Annotated in this window: 10 protein-coding genes; 1 reads left to right on the forward strand and 9 read right to left on the reverse strand. The window is 36.9% G+C overall.

What is annotated here, in order from left to right; translation table 11 throughout:
- Positions 1-9: 9 nt before the first annotated feature.
- The 6 genes from AACH31_RS09030 to AACH31_RS09055 form a co-directional block, all read right to left on the reverse strand.
- Positions 10-2088, reverse strand: a complete 2079-nt coding sequence (locus AACH31_RS09030; RefSeq protein WP_161832096.1) for a hypothetical protein — start codon at positions 2086-2088, stop codon at positions 10-12.
- A 16-nt stretch (positions 2089-2104) separates the two neighbouring features.
- The gene (locus tag AACH31_RS09035) at positions 2105-3601 is read right to left on the reverse strand and encodes a CotH kinase family protein (RefSeq protein ID WP_262953538.1); all 1497 of its coding nucleotides are present in this window, start codon (positions 3599-3601) and stop codon (positions 2105-2107) included.
- Positions 3602-3611: 10 nt separating this feature from the next.
- Entirely contained in the window at positions 3612-4280 is a 669-nt protein-coding gene (locus AACH31_RS09040; RefSeq protein ID WP_262953539.1) for a DUF4956 domain-containing protein, read from the reverse strand.
- A gap of 18 nt (positions 4281-4298) precedes the next feature.
- Positions 4299-4994 (reverse strand): polyphosphate polymerase domain-containing protein, encoded by a 696-nt coding sequence (locus AACH31_RS09045; protein WP_262953540.1) that lies wholly within the window; start codon positions 4992-4994, stop codon positions 4299-4301.
- A gap of 24 nt (positions 4995-5018) precedes the next feature.
- Complete coding sequence (locus AACH31_RS09050) at positions 5019-5807, reverse strand: hypothetical protein (protein ID WP_338617428.1); 789 nt, start codon at positions 5805-5807, stop codon at positions 5019-5021.
- A gap of 435 nt (positions 5808-6242) precedes the next feature.
- Positions 6243-8525, reverse strand: a complete 2283-nt coding sequence (locus AACH31_RS09055) for a bifunctional diguanylate cyclase/phosphodiesterase (protein ID WP_338617429.1) — start codon at positions 8523-8525, stop codon at positions 6243-6245.
- A gap of 464 nt (positions 8526-8989) precedes the next feature.
- On the opposite strand from AACH31_RS09055, the gene galU reads away from it, so the two are divergent.
- Positions 8990-9874, forward strand: coding sequence for a UTP--glucose-1-phosphate uridylyltransferase GalU (gene galU / locus AACH31_RS09060; RefSeq protein WP_161832125.1), 885 nt, complete (start codon positions 8990-8992; stop codon positions 9872-9874).
- Between the two features lie 68 nt (positions 9875-9942).
- Here galU and AACH31_RS09065 read toward each other — a convergent pair whose 3' ends face one another.
- The 3 genes from AACH31_RS09065 to AACH31_RS09075 form a co-directional block, all read right to left on the reverse strand.
- Complete coding sequence (locus AACH31_RS09065; protein WP_161832778.1) at positions 9943-10347, reverse strand: hypothetical protein; 405 nt, start codon at positions 10345-10347, stop codon at positions 9943-9945.
- A gap of 325 nt (positions 10348-10672) precedes the next feature.
- Positions 10673-15706: a CehA/McbA family metallohydrolase gene (locus AACH31_RS09070; RefSeq protein WP_338617430.1), complete on the reverse strand. Its 5034-nt coding sequence runs from the start codon at positions 15704-15706 to the stop codon at positions 10673-10675.
- A gap of 143 nt (positions 15707-15849) precedes the next feature.
- A complete protein-coding gene (locus AACH31_RS09075) occupies positions 15850-16989 on the reverse strand; it encodes a YibE/F family protein (RefSeq protein ID WP_161832776.1) in 1140 nt (379 codons plus the stop codon).
- Between the last annotated feature and the right edge of the window lie 131 nt (positions 16990-17120).

Consider the following 17120-nt stretch of genomic DNA (forward strand, 5'->3'; position numbering starts at 1 on the left):
GCGTCCTTTCTATTTGTCCCTAAATTCATTTTGTAATAGCGTATAGGCAAGTTTTAATCGTGATTTATATGTTGGATTAACCCATGGCATTAAACGATATTTTTCAGATGGTAATCGAACACTCGAATGATCTGCTTCCACTACCGTCAATCCAATATTTAAATGATTAATAGACATGGAATGAATTCCAAATCGCTGATAATAGTCGTCATGAATTTTTAAATTAGTAGGATCACTAAAGTTTAAAAGTCCCCATGGGATTTTTATCTCTATATAGTTATCTCCCACATAATAATTAGCCAGGGAATTAAATTGATTGGAATTCGGATTAGCATTCCCCTCAATTAATCGTCCTGCTTCTTGTACAATAGCCTCCTCAAATTCTTTTATTTCCTGATTATATGCTTTCGACTTAACCTCGATTAAAATAGGCGTGAACTCATCCATATCCGGAAGAACTTTAATTTCATCGGGATGGATTTGTAAATTCGTTCGCTCCTTTAAAAATTCATACGTGTGATAATAACGTTGAACTAATAGACGACTTTGATTATTAGGATTAATATTAATGACAAAGTCTACCGGATCTTCAAAGGTCAATCCCTTCTCCGTATAAGATTTAGTTCCTGAATTAGGAGTCACATCTAAATCAATCCAATAACTTGACTGATTATTTATTTGCTCTTCTGACTGAATAAGAAAAAAGATTCCCTCTTCATCCGTCTTTACAGATAAGGTTAATCCATCGTGGGTGGATAAAACATTTTTATCTTTCCACTCATCTATTTGGTGATCAGGATAGTCAGTTGAAGCATCAAAGGTATAAATTCCCCTCGATTGTAAATCCGTTAATTTATTTGGCCAGTAAGGGCTACGATCGAGGATAACCCGATCAACTGTCGTAAAGGATGTTCGATCCCATCGATCTTGCCACTCAGACAAACAAGAGCCCAAAATAGATAATTGTCGAAGTGTGCGATAAATAGTAACCAGGCCTTCCGCCTGTTCTCTTTCATTAATCCCTAATAACTGTCCCGACATCTCCTCATAAACTACCTTTGCCGAGGGAAGACTATACTCCGCTATCATAATCGGTATTTCATGAAACCTTTGTAAATCCGTTATCACTTCTCTTATGGACTCTCCCATTTTATCACTATAAACCGGATATAAATAATACGATGCAAAATAGCCACTTTTTAGCTTTTGCGTCGGTTTAATCTCATTTAAATCAACAACAGGCTTAATATTTCGCTTAGTTGTTTGGCCAATATATTTTTCTGACTCTGCGTTTAATTGACTATTTTTATAAACTAAAAAATCCTCTATATTAGACCCTACGACCGTCACCAAATGTTGAATTCCATAACGTTGAACCTCATAACTAACTAATTTATCCATAAGTTTAGCTAACAATCCCTCAACATTAGACGCCGAATCCGATGTATAAAAATAATCCCCTTCATACGCGTACGACTCATTCATAATATCCGAAAAAATAACATCCTGATTTGCCCATTCCATACCTAGACTATATCCTATTAAGTAAGATGAAAGATTCACCCCTTTTTGTAAAGAAACACCAAGATCATTACCTGGATACGCCCCGCCGTACATAAAATCAATGATTTTCTTTATCTTACCCATATAAGACTGCTCTAATTGCTGAAGATCGGCACCATCCGCTAATGCAACGTCATCCATATAAATTCCTTGTAAAAGATAAAGAGGCTCCTGCCGGTTTTCATTAAATTTGTCCAATGCCTTGTAAAAATTTAGTGGCATTAAATCTGGTACCCTTAAAACCGTTACGCCTAACTCTTGAATTAACTGCAACCACTCTAAATAAGTTTCTTCTCCTAAATCTACTTCATTAGGAAAACTACCAGGAAGTGCTGAAGTAACATTCATTCCAATAAATTGAAAAGGAGTCGTTTCTTTATTAAATGAAGTATATAGTTGCCCATCTCTAATAGTAAATGGGCTCTCATCACCTCCACCATTATTTAAAAAGGGAGGAATAATCCTAAGGAATATTAGAAAAAAGAGGGCAAAAACAAGGGTACTCAAAATAAGAAATCTTTTCATAATCTCTCCTCCTCTCCTACTCTGCCCATTTTAAAAGACTATCAATATTTTTATCAATCCAAGCACCACGCTCACGAATAAATAGCTTAAGCTTCGCAATCTCCTCATCATAATTATTAGCTCGATTTTCAACTTCGGCAGTATATTGTGGATGTTCCCTAAAAAAATTCAACAATGCGTCAACATCATTTTCGTAAGGTCGGATAATGGAGTAATACTTTTTAAGCATTTCAGATTGATTACATAACTCAACAGGCCACTTTTCAAAATTACGCTCAATCGCTTCCCCCAATTCACTGACATAATCATCAATCTGTTGAATAAGATAATCATCACTTAAATAGGTTAAGCGAAGTTGGTGGTAACGGCTAATAACTTGATTCACAAATTTTTTATCTTTTAATAACTCACTAAACCACGCTGTTTGAGGCATATAAAACCCCGTTTCGTCATAATAAGGGAATAAATGCGTACTATTTCCCATGGCTGAGTCAAAATCCCAAACAGGACCCGCTTTAATCTTCTCTCCATAATCCTTGTGTAAGTACGTACTAAAAATACCCGCATCTGTATTCTTAAAAAATTCATTTATAATAAAATAATCGACAAATGAATCCACATCGATATAGGCTGCATACCCCTCTTGCGGGTCATCGAAACGATCTGAATACAAAACTCGTTCAAATTCACTAACCGTTTGGGTAATATAATTTTTTTTCTCGTCTGTTAAATTTGTTTTAGGGTACTCTACAACCATATTGTAATCGTAGAGATATGTTTCAAACCCATAGTTATCTAATAGTATATCTGTAAGCTTTAAACGATTTCTCGCTACAATAAAACTTGTTTCAGAAGAGGCCGATTGAGTTTTAGAAATATTAATTCGTTTATCATGGCGTTCTATCTTTTCAACCAGTAAATAAATCCCCTTATAGTGCTGTGAAGAAAGTGGCTGATTATCATCAACTAAGTAAACCTCACAAAATTTAACACGGGGGGCGTATTGCATGATTTTACCAGAAATATCATAGGCTAATTTATTTCGCAATAAAGACTGGTCTTCAAAAGAGGCATTTAGAATCCACTTTGCACTTTTAGGCATTCCTAATAAGGACGCCTTTTTTTCATCCCCTTTTTTATTTAATAACGTCAAACTATACTGCTTTTTGGGAAGAAGCCGAGACGTATTTCCCCTCACGCCAATATCAACCATTGTCTCAACCTTTGCCTTTAAATCTCCATTTTTAAAGTTTTCAGGAAGGTAAAGACTAAACTCGGCTAAAATGCTCTCTCCCAAACTCTCTCCCTTTCTTACGTAATGAATTTCTTCACCATTTGTATCTATTACAACAATCGGCAAATCCGAATGTTCTAGGACATCACCAGGTAAGCCTAAAGTTGATTTAATTTGCTTCTGTTTTTTCTGATCTAATTTATCAATACTTTCGACCATCACCAAGCAACTTATCATTAAAAATAAAAGAACCATCATAAATGCGACTAATTTTTTCATCGTCATGCTCCTAGCCAATGGTTTCCCCATTTTGCGCCACTATATTTACACTTTGAACCCCCTCAATTCGATAGAATTGATCAAGCATTGTTTGTTGCGCCTCATTTTTTAACGTGATTTGATAAACCATTTCAATGCTTTGCGTCGTTGTATTTTTACCACGTAATTGCGCCCCTTTAAACTGTTTAAACAAATAAGACATAACCTCCTGTTCACAACGGTTTTCTCCTCGAATAATCAATAAATACCTATTTTCTACACCAAACTTTCCAAAACTAAACAAAATGAGAACAGTGGCTAGAAAAATAGATCCCATTAAAGCTATAGCATAGTTTTGCGTTCCTGCACAAAGTCCAATTCCAATACACCAGAAAATGTAGGCTGTATCCCGGGGATCCTTAATAGCCGTTCTAAAACGTACGATCGATAGTGCCCCGACCATCCCAAGGGATAGTGAGATATCACTTTTAATAACAATCATTACCATCGTTGTCACTAATGTTAACATGACTAAGGAAACATTGAATTTACGGTTATATAGTACCCCACTGAATGTAAACTTATAAGTCCAAAAGACAACCATCGATAATAATAAAGCAATAATTAAAATCTCGAATGCCTCAAATAAGTTTACCTCTCCACTCCGCGTCACCAAATATTCATACAAAGTCTCTTTCATTTTTCTTTCTCCTAAAATTTATGCTAAATACTGATCAAACAATGACCTTGAAACGCAATACTTACTCAAAGATTGATTAATCGTATCGCGCCCCCGTAAAACTTCCGCAATCCAACAAAATAAATCACCATTAAACTTAACCTCTAAAATGGCATGATACGTTGTAAACGCCGGTACCATCGGAATATTTTCCGAAAATATATCAAAATTTGTTTCACTACTTCTAATGTTACTATCTAACGTAAGTCGAATGTTATTCTCCTCATGATAGAAGGCACGACGATCGTAATCAATCAGAACAACAGGTCGGTATTGCCCTAGTGTCATAATATTGTAAATCGTTTGGGCTGTTTTCTCCTTATATTTTAAAAGAACGTCGTATTGACAATTAATAAGCGATCTGGCGTCATCCGATGAAATCCAAACCGTTTCTTTCACCTGATTAACATTAATTTTTCGTTTCAGTTCTAATTTCACTCGTTTTGTATTTACATCGTATAAACGAAGACGGATTTTTTTTCTCACCTCTTCACCGTTCATTTTACTGTAATAATCGTCATCCGTAAAAGTATCGAAATATAGGCTGCGAATCGTATATCCCCCGTTTTTTGAATGTGGGTCACTTTTCAAAATTTCGTTAAATAAATTTAAGTAACGATAATAGTCCGCATCACTAATAGAATATTTAATCTCCCGCCTATTAACAACAATCAAAAAACCACTCCTCCACTAATCACTTTATAAATCTTTTAATTTAGTAAACTTAAACTCCCTCAGTATAATACTTATAGGTTCTGATAAACCTTCACGTTGAACAGCCTCCTCATCCCTTAAATAGACATTTAGCCGAAATCTCATCTCATCACCTTTGGCTATCCCCCGCGGATACTCCCATGTCGCAAGGGGTTTATGATTGGAATCCCCCATATCGTAGATTTCAATTCTAACCTTATCAGTAAAATTATCGATACGATAACGTGTCATTCCACCCTTTTCACCTCTATTTAAATCTAATTTCTCAGTTGGACGATTAGAATTCCCCCTTTTATAGTAAGGTTGTACAACAAATTGATAATTTCCCTCCCTTAGCCAAGGACTCTCATTAGCATTATCTTCCTCATCCCATGACGAAAACTCAATATCTACCTCATTTTCATCATCAGCATATAAAAACGGACTGACAATCACTTCAGCAGGAATCCGATCGACACCTCCCTCTAAGACAAACTCATATCGACCTAAGCCTTTAGCATCAATACTAATAATCTCGGCAGCTAAAATCTGATTATTTTTTTCTATTAGCTGCAAGTGTATCCCATCCTTACTTTGAAACACCACATCCTCATCATCTGAAAACACATTCAATCGAGGTCCTACACGCTCGCCTTGCGAATCCTTCACCGCAAAGGTATAATTATTTAATTCATATCGCGTTTTATAATGAGAAAATTCATCTCCTTTCAAATGTTTACATCCTGTTAAACACAAGATAGACAATAACACACCTCTTATGAACCTTTCTTTCATCATCTCTCCTCCCTCGTATAATAAGTTTATGCCCTTCTTTATGGGCGTTAATTGTTCTTTGAAAACTAAATGATAGCTTAATTCTTCTTTCCGTCTTTTCGGTTAATTGGTTACCCTCTTTTTGTCTGAAATTTTATCGGACATCCCACAATATAGGTAATGGAATTGGATCCATCAGGAATATGCTTTCTCCTCCTTATAATCCAAATTCCATAAAAATGAGAAACTTCTCATGCATATAAAACTCGTCTAAAGCTATCGCCCCCTTCCGTCCATCCATTAAATCAGTTTTAGTATTAAAATTTTTTAAGCTTTTATTTGCCCTAAGAAGATAGCATCATTTTCTCGACGTAAAAGGCAATTAGATTAATTCCAATTGCCTTTTACCATTTTATACCTCCTAGTCTATTAAACAAATCGATGAAACACTATTGCCTAAGGTTTAATTAAATTAATAAAATTTTGCTCAGACAATGGGCGTGAAAAATAATACCCTTGAAACAACTCACATCCAATTTTAGTGAGTGTCTTAAATTGAAACTCCGTCTCAACTCCTTCAACAATTACCCCCATATTTAACAAATCAGCAATTTTATTAATATAACTAATAATCATAAAATCACTATTATCAGTATTTGATAAAAAGACCCTATCCAATTTTAAGAAATCTATTGGATATGTTTTAAGGTAACTAAATGATGAATAACCTGTTCCGAAGTCATCTAAGAGAATTTTACATCCCTTTTGACGTAAGTTATGAAGGTTTTGAGTAAGTGCTTCACTTTTTTCAAGAAGAACGGACTCTGTCAACTCGAAAGATAATTTTTCAAAAGGAATTTGGTACTTTTCAACCATTGCCTCCACACAATTAAAGAAATCAACCTCCAACAATTGAATTGGAGAAACATTAATACTAATCTCAATAGAACTTTGATGATCTCTAATAAATCGGCAAACTTCTTCAATAACCCAACATCCAATTGGAATGATTTCCCGTGTTTCTTCAGCGTAGGAAATAAAATCTTGCGGAGATACGTTTCCAAGTTTTTTATTTTTCCACCGAAGTAAGGCCTCCGCCTTAACAATCCGTTGTTGCTGGTCTATAATCGGTTGATAAACAATCGTTAATTCATCCTTTAAAAGCGCCGTACGTAGTTCATTCTTTAAATTTTCAATATAAACTAAATCTTTGTATACGTCGTCATTAAAGAAAATCAATTTATCGCGTAAGCCAGCGCTTTTATTTTTATACATCATTAAATCACTTTTTTGAATTAACTCCGAAACTTCTAATCCATCTCTAGGAAACACAGCGGCCCCAATAGAGAATTCAATAAAAACCTTTACGTCTGGCATAAGTTCCACTGGCAAATGAAAGAGAGGAACAATTTTATTGCGATAATAAAACTCAAACTCAGCGTCATTCGTATAATTCTTATAAATAATAACAAATTCATCGCCAGAATATCGTGTAACAATTCCACGTTTCCCCAATGCCCTTTGAGTAATATGGCTAAATCGGATAAGTAATCGGTCTCCAATGGTGTGCCCAAAAATATCATTTACCATTTTAAACTTATTCATATCCACGAAAATAAGAGCAAATGGTTGATTTTGTTCAATTAATTCCTCGCAAAGTAAATGCAGTTTCTTACGATTAGGTAGTCCAGTCAGAGAATCATAGTAAATAAGTGATTCTATTTTATCATCAAATGTTTTCCCTAAAACATCTGCCATTAACTCCAATTGAACAAATTCATTTTTTTCATTTAAAAAATCATTATCCTGATTTAACTGAACTATAATTTTCTTTAATTTTCTAATCGATTTTAGCGCTGGTTCAAACGCAATGTAAATAGCCACAATCAGACAGATTGCCCCAAAAATTCCTACAGAGACAATGACAAGTTCGATTACCTCAACACTTCCCGCAATCAAATCGTTCTGTTTTATACTCTCCTTATCAAATGAAAACATCAATTTATAATCGGGTAATAACCCGTTCAGTTCCCTCGTATAATAACCCTTTTGAATATTTTGAATCATAAATGATTCACTTTTTTCATCTTCTTTTAAAAACTCGACCTCCAGCCGGCCACTATAAAATGTATTACTGACGTAGTCAAGAAACGAATCGGCATAAATATCGATAATAATGACCCCTAACGGTTCTTTCTTATTAGTTCCGTAGACCAATGAACCAATCGAAATTGTTTCTTTCCCTGTAATGAAATCACTATAAATTCCTGTCACAAAACTTTGAGATTCCCTATGTCCCTTTGCCTCCTTTACCCACTCGCGATTAAAGAAATCATAATTTTCATATAAAGTACCATTACTAAAAGCGTAATGTCCCGGGAAACTTACAATCCCTATTGGGCTTTTAATAAATGGCATAGCCTCTAAAATATCATTATACAGATTCTCTGACCAAGAAATAACTTCTTTATCTGCTTGATCTAATTGCTCAACACTTTTATTCCCCTCTAAAATACCAATCACTTGTTTATCTGTTGCTATTGTTTCAACACTATCCTTAAGAATTTCGAAATCTTTTCTTAATTGATGACTGACCTGATTATAATGAACATCTGCTGTTAGGGTAATAACACTATCTAATATTTTACCAATAAGTATATTGGTCGATAAAACAAACATAAGCATAAATAATAAGGAAATAGTAATTAATTTATAATTAATTTTTTTTGATAAATCCATTATTTGGCTTCGCCTCCCCTCAACTAGCCATTTTGTTATCAAAACGTGAGTTAATTATCATGAAAATTATATCATATATTGATCTCTCAATTATACGTTTTTTTTACTTCTCCCCTGTATTTTTCAAATCAATAACTTATCTTTTCAAACAATTTATCATCCCACAGAAATTATCTTAGTATTCGTCAATAAACGACACTTATAACTCCTAATGTAGAAACTTATAAAGGTAAATGCCGATAGATGCTTTTAACTATCTCCTGAATTCCCCGATTATTTTAAAACGTCATTATCGATTTTCCTGTCTCTTGAAAGGATAAATTCCCATTTAAATTTAATAGTAGTTTACCCCTGTTAATCTAGTCCACGCTATGTAAAATATGAATGATATGTCGACAGTTTTTTCATTTCATGGTATAATTTTGCTATCATTAATGAGAAGAGAGAAAAGGAGTTAGATGTAGATGAGAAAACCAGTTCGAAAAGCCGTTATTCCAGCTGCAGGATTTGGAACACGCTTTTTACCTGCAACAAAATCACAACCAAAAGAAATGTTACCTATCGTTGATAAACCAACGATTCAGTATATTATTGAAGAAGCGATTGCTTCTGGTATTGAAGAAATTTTAATTGTTACAAGTTCAACGAAACGTTCAATTGAAGATCACTTCGATAAATCATACGAACTTGAAGATACATTAGCGAAAAAAGGAAAAACTGAAATGCTTGAAATGGTACAAAACATTTCAAACATGGCTCAAATTCACTATATTCGCCAAAAAGAGGCTAAAGGATTAGGACATGCCATTTTATGTGCCAAAACATTCATTGGTAATGAACCATTCGCGGTCTTACTTGGAGATGATATTGTCGTTAACGATGAAAATCCAGCAACGCTTCAATTAATTAAAGCGTACGAAAAAAATGGATGCTCAATCATGGGTGTTCAAACTGTTGCTGATGAAGATGTTTCTAAATACGGAATCATGAAACCTTCAAAATCACACCAAGCAGACGGACGTTTAGTTAAACTTTCTGGAATGGTTGAAAAACCAAAACAAGAAGAAGCCCCATCAAATTTAGCCGTTATGGGACGTTACGTCTTAACACCAGAAATTTTTGAAATGTTAGAAACGCAAGAAGCTGGGGCTGGAGGAGAAATCCAGTTAACAGATGCGATCGACCGTTTAATGGATCGTCAAGCCGTTTATGCCTATGACTTCGAAGGACAACGCTATGATGTTGGAGATAAATTCGGATTTATTAAAGCAACAATCGACTTCTCATTAAATCGTAAAGATTTACGTGATCAAGTTCAAGCTTACTTAAAAGAGTTAAACGAAGCGTAATCAATAAAAAAGAACGTCAATCATTAAATGCTAATGATTGGCGTTCTTTTTTTATACCGTCATCCTTGTTAACAGATATGAGAAGGATATTCCCCTCCATCCTCTAAGTACTCACACGTTAGCTCCACATGGGCCGGGGAAATTTTATCAAACGTGATGCTATCAATGGGGAAAAATTCAGTATCCGTCGATGAAATAATAAACCCTCGCTCCACCTCAATCTCATTCCCCAGATGATGAGAAAATGGAATACATCCGCCAACCTTAACGGGGAGATTGATCGGATGTTGTCCTATTTGAACAGGGAGTACCTCATCAGGCGTGAGAGCGAATGACGAGTTTTTTTCAAAAAGGAGTTTAATCATCCACTCCCCTTTTCCGATGCGCTCAGCTCCTAAAAAATAGATTTTTTCCTGATCGTCCTCCGATTTCAAAAAGGAATTACCGATAAAACACTCCACTTGCCGTTCCATCTGCGTCACCTCCTTTATTCCATGCTATATTCATTATAGAATATTTTGTAAAAAATAATCTTTATCCCAATAACTCATAAAATTTTATAATTTAATATAATTTTACTGAATAAAAATCGTCCTTTTAACCATCATATAAAGGTAAGTAATAAACTTACTCCCCCTAAAAACTTCATATTATTCTCTCCCTAAGTGGTAGCCTTCCCCCCTGGCTGCCACTTTTTTATGCATCAACGAAAAAAGGCTAACCCATCCCCTACTAAGAAGGGACAAGTTAGCCTTTACTTCACTCATGATCTAATTTCTTAAACAATTTTTAACTTCATTATTTTTTCATGAAACGCTGTTTTCTCATGAAGATGAATCCTAACCCGATAAGTGTTAAGCCCACGAATAAATATCCCATTAATGCTTGTCCTGTCACAGGTCGTGATCCTTCTGGTTGTTCCGGTTGCTCAGATGTTCCCGAATTTTCCGGTTTTTCTGGTTGCTCAGGTGTTCCTGGGTTTTCTGGTTGTTCCGGTTGCTCAGGTGTTCCTGGCTGATCCGGTTGTTCTGGCTCTTCAGGTGTTCCCGGTTGATCTGGTTGTTCTGGCTCTTCAGGTGTTCCCGGTTGATCTGGTGTGTCGCCAGCAACGACGACCACTTCATCTGTATTACGAACGCGAATTCGTTTACCTTCCGCATCTTCGGCAGCTAATCCGATGGCTGAAATCGTTTCACCAACGTTGATACGCTCAACCCATTTTCCAACAGCCTCTTGTGATTCTCCACCACCGATGTACCCTTGGATATGAACACGAGCATCTCCTGAACCATCATTGACGATGATTTTTCCTGACGCCGCGTCAATCGATTGAACCGTTCCTTGCACGCGAACTAACAATCCTTCATATTTTTCTAACATACTATCCGCCGTTGATAAGTTCGTTGGATCCACTAATTGAATGGATTGATCAATAATTTCAACATCTGTTAACTCTTGAACCTCACCTAACTGTGTATCCCCTTCGTATGAACCAACAATTCCGGTAATACGAACTTTTTGTCCAAGTTTTAACTTTGTATTTGCGATTGGGTGAATTGTAATTCCACCTGTTTCATCTTGCACATAAACAACATCAAAGAATGTATTTAACGGGTTCGTATTTCCTGCCGTAATAATTCCTTCAATCGTATGCGTTTCACCCGCTAAATCCGGTTGATTATCTCCATCAACATCCGTATGAAGCGTCGCAATTGGAGTAATTTCCGCCTCTTTCGCTGGCGCCACCTCATTAATAATATTTGTCATAATCGTACGGTTTGAATAATCACGCGTTGGATCCATTTCGAAGTCTGAGAAGAAAGTCACCCCAGAAGCAACAATTTTTGCTCCGTTCTCTAACGTCTCAACCGCTAAAGCAATAACCTCTCCCTCTTTTAACGCTTCAAAATCACCCTGCTTATCAGCATCCGAGTTCTTCGTTGTTTCATGGCCGCGAACAACTAAATCAACCGTTGCTGACGCATCTTTAACTAAAACCGAGTTTCCACTATAGAAACTAAACTTATAATCTTGGTTATTGGCATTTCCTTGCTCAATTTTTCCAAAATCAATGCCCTTCGTATAAGGACTTTCCTCATTATAATCATCAAAGTATAATCGATAATTTTGGTTACTATATTCCTTCTCGTCAATAACTTGGTCATCGTTAAATCGTAACGCTGAACCAATCGCTTCTAACACCTTATTACCTTGAGCAGCATTTCCGTACTCGCCTTCTTTATCACCGTAATCGGCTTTTGACGTAATAATAAGATGTCCGCCTGCTTCAATATAAGCCTTAATCGCTAAGACTTCATCATCGGTATAATAAAAATTATTCGATGGGTCAGTCAAGATTAAGACATCCATTCCCGCTAAGACGTCTGTTGTAATCGGCTTGTCATTCACATGAACAATTCCACCTTCTTGTGCCACAAGTTCCGTTACATACTTCATATTATTTGGATATTTCGCATCAGCAACATAAGCATTCTCGTGACTACCATCAATTAAAACATGACTAACTTCACTTGAATCAAACGCTTTGACTTCAAGGCGTTCCGTATACTCACGTGTCGCCCCATTAACCGTTAACGTAATCTTAGCCTCAATTACATTTTTACCTTTTTTCGTGATTGGGAAGCTTGCACTTAACGTCTTCGTATCTGATGGCTCAATCGTTGCTATGGCATCGCTACCGGCTGGTTTTTCTTCACCATTTACATAATATTCAACTGAAACATTCGTCACTGGTGTTGATTCATTGTTATAAACCACCGTATCGACTTTAACTTCGTCACCCACTAATACTTTTGAAGAACTTGCTGTTACTTTTGAAATTCCAACATTTTCTTTTTCACCAATCCAAACCGGTGCCGTCACCGCAATATCTAAGTCATTTTGCGTCACTTTTACATAGTAATACGTCGATGAAGCATCTGGTGTAAATGATAATGTCCATTCTTTTTCTGTTTGGTCAACGTCTGTAATCTCGTGTGCCACACGTCCACCATCTGTAATTAATTGGATTTTATCAATCGTATCTTTCGCATCTGGATCTTTAACTTTAACATAAACTTCTGCTGAGTCTTGTTCAGATAGAATCGATCCCATTGTTGCTCCGTTTAACTCATAAGAAATTTCTAAGTTCTCATCTTCTGTTGAGTAAACACGACGCTCGCGAATCGCTTCATATAAATCATCGCGTGTTAACGCTTCTGCCTCAATAACTGTACGCGCCGTATTGGCATTCCCCCATAACCCTTTATGATTATCTTGGTTATTCGTTGGAGCCACATGCCATCCTTTATCTAATGCACGTGTATAATATTCATAAGATGGGAAGTGCGCACTACTTCGAATCGGTCCATCCCCGTTACCAACTTCGATTAACGTGATTAATTGATCAATGTCTTCATCATAGAATCCGAAGTCTGCAAAATCACCGAATGTTGTTCCTGGGTGGTTAAACTGTGAAACCGATTGCGGTTGTGTTTTTAACGTTGAATAGTAGTTACGTAAATTCATCGCTGAATTCGTACGCGTTTCAAACCCTGCCGTATTGAACGTATTCATGTGTCCATATTTACCTGTTCCGGCTGACCATGTCATCTCGTACGCATAAATCGCAGTAAAAGCTCCATCTTCGTTATACTTATCCGCTGCATTTAATCCCGTTTGCCATTTTTCACTCATCGATCCATCCGCAATGTTCGCTTGCGTATCATTATCAAATGAGTTTGAATGATCTGTTACGGCCAAGAAATCAACACCGGCAACTTCACGTGCATGCGTATACGCATCATCAATCGTTCCAGCACCGTCTGATAAATTCGTATGTGAGTGTAACTGTCCAAAGAATAATTGGCGCTCAACATCTGATACTTTAAACGACCATTCTTTAACTAACTCATTACCTGCTAGATCGGCTAACGTTAATTGAACGGTGTGCGTTCCATTCTCTAACGCTTGCTCCACTTGATAAACAACTTCCGTTTCAGAAACCGTCGCCGCTTTCGTGACATCCTCACCGTTAACGATTAACTGAACAGAATCCACGTCCACACCTGAACGATCGCTATATTTAGCTGAAATTTTAGGTGTTTTATTTTTTCCTACATTCGCCTGATCGGCAGGTGAGATTGAGGTAATCGTTGGTTTCGTATAATCCTCTGCAGAAATTGAAATCGTCATTAAATCTGTCGTCGCTTCATTTCCTTCAACATCTGTTGCTTGAATATAATACTCGATTCCTTGGGCTGATAATTCCTGTGTTCCAATAATCCCTTGGTAAACGCCATTTGTTAATCCCATCGGAATCGTTTTAAATTCAGTTTCACCTACGACACGATAATATAACGTCACTTTGCCAACTTTACGATTATCTGTCACGTTGGCTTTAATGATCACTTCTTCATCTAAATTTCCTGACGTCACTTCGTCAATCATTTCAATGACAGGAGCAATCGTATCCGCTTCTTTTTCACCCAGTTCTTGAGCGAATAAACGCATATCATCGAATGCAATATTCATTTTCCCTTTTTCTTCAACAAAAATGCGAAGACGTGTCGCATCTTCAGGAATACGCACTCCAAATGATTCAAACTTACTACTAAATGAGTTAAACATCGCTAAGTTTTTCCACTCATCTTTAAAGTTTGATTGATATTGAACACGTAATACCGTTGTTCCACTTGCTTGTGAAGCGTTCCCTTTAGCGGCGAACTTTAATAATCCATTCCCGATTAAACGGAATTCACTCGTTTCAACGAATTGTCCTTGTTTTGTTAACTTTAATGCTGGACCGGCTTCATTTCCACCTGAGTATTTATCATCGGCTGATAAATTCGTTTGCCATCCTTCTTGTAACGTCGGGAACTCTTTGAATCCCTCTTCAAAAACCGTAATTGGATAATCCGTCGCTGTCGTGACCTCTAAACGTTTTTGACCGACATATTTCTTATCATTGATGATCGCCACGGCTCCAATTTGGGTAATTCCTTCTTTTAACGCTTGAATTTTCCCTGAGTCATCAATCGTTAAAACATCTGGATTGGTTGACTCATATTTAACATCTGAGACGATGTCTCCTTCTTTTGTAGTCGTTTGGACGGTTGAAGTCATTCCTACTTCAAGACTTGATGCCCCTGATACGACAAGCTCTCCATACGCATCAACCTCAGGTTTTTGCGTCTCATCGTTCGCCGGTGGTTTTACCCCTTGATCCGGTTCTCCTTGTTCAGGTTTATCTGTTTCTGGTGCATCCGGTAATTGATCGCCACCTTCAACAATGCTTCCAACCCCCGTTAATTTAACACCATCTAACGCAACATTAAAAGCACCACGCTTTTCTAACACAATTTGTAATTGCGTCGCTTCTTTTGGAACAAGAACTTCTGTTTGAACAAAGCTTGTCTCAAATGACGTTAATGTGTGTAGCTCTTGCCACTCACCGTTGATCGCTGCTTTAACTTTTAAAACAGAATCTCCTTCTCCTGTTGCTGAATACCCTTTTGTTGAAAATGATAATGTTGCCTCTTCTTTCAACCCAAAGACTGGCGTTTTTAAATAATATCCATCTTTATTTAACTTCAATGATTTAGATGAAGTGACACCACCCGAATAAGGTTTTTTATCCGCTTTGGCCTCCCATCCTTCTGCTAATGTTGGATATTGACTAAAATCAACACTTAAAAATTCCGTTTGTTGTTGATTTTCTGCTTCTTGCACCACTTGTGCATAAGCTTTTGGACTTGGAACAACAAATCCTGAAGCAAGCACGCTAAAGGCTAAGGTTCCGTTTAATAATTTCTTTAAAACTATACTCCTCATAATACCCTCCAAGTCTAAATTCTAGTTGCAATCTATTTTGGCCTTTTTCTTACAACTCGTCCGGATTATACCATAAAATTGTGTCCTTTTAACATTATTTCGGTAAAAATGTAAAAAAAAGACGGAAAATTCCATCTTTTGTCTTATTTTTGTTTCATACAGAAGAAGGCTGCCACTAAAACCGTGACTGGTACTGTAATGACAATTCCAATACTCCCGGCAATCCCTTGAATTAACTCCGTTCCAAGGACATCTAAATTAATGAGTTGTAATGGACTAATCGTTGCCGCATAAATCAAAATAACCGTCGATAATGAGCCACCCGCTAGTGCTAAAATTAACGTATTCGTCATCGTTCCAATCATATCTGTTCCGACATTCATTCCACTGCGGATCAATTCTTTAGACGATAACTTCTCATTCACACTCGAAAGCTCAAACATTGCCGACGCAATCGACATCGCCACGTCCATGACCGCCCCAAGGGACGCTACTAAAATTCCCGCAAGCAAGAGTCCCTTCACTTGTAAGTGACTCGTTTCTGAGACATAAAGCAACGCCTCCGTATCTTGCATCGTCCCCCCTGATAAATGGGCGAGCTCACTAAAGACATACGCCACTAACGCTGCAATTAAGACCCCGGCCAATGTTCCAATCATCGCTGTGATTGATTTCTTATTAAGTCCCGCTACTAACCAAAGCGTCACAAACGTACTTAAGAAGACAATGAGAATCGCCGCTAACACCGGATTCATTCCTGATAATAAAAGAGGCAACATTAAATAAATGACACACACGCCGGTAAAAAATAACGACACTAATGATTTAATCCCTTTTAACTTTCCAATCCAGGCCACTAACGCACAAAAAATAAGCGCGAGCAGGCCTAAAACCGAATGGCGTTGATAACTGCTCACCGTTAAATCTAAAATCTCGCCCTCATGAATATACGTTCCCACAATAATATCCGTGTTCTTTTGAACAATCGTATTATACAAACGACTAATATGATTTTTAAACGTATGGACCTCTCCTTTATAAGGGCCATCCGTCAACTTCACTTGAATCTCTTGAACCCCGACCGTAAACTCTTTCGTGTAATTATCTGGTCCTAAATCCTCATTCACCACATCAAGGACGGTCGCAGAATAATACTGCACATCACGATTTAACCGATTCGGTAAATATCCTCCCTCAAAAATTAAACCTGAGACCCAGACCATTACTGCACACACGACCAATACAACTGCAATCGGCCACCACTCTCTCAAATACCGCTTCATAAAAACTGCTCCTCCTAGTTCCTAAATTCCTGTTGTCCTCTAACATCCTAAAAAAAGGAATGTTGCCCTTTAAGTATACAACATTCCTTTAATAAACAAAATACGACATTTAATTTAATTTCAAGCACTTA

Source organism: Turicibacter faecis, assembly GCF_037076425.1.
Lineage (GTDB): Bacteria > Bacillota_I > Bacilli_A > MOL361 > Turicibacteraceae > Turicibacter > Turicibacter faecis.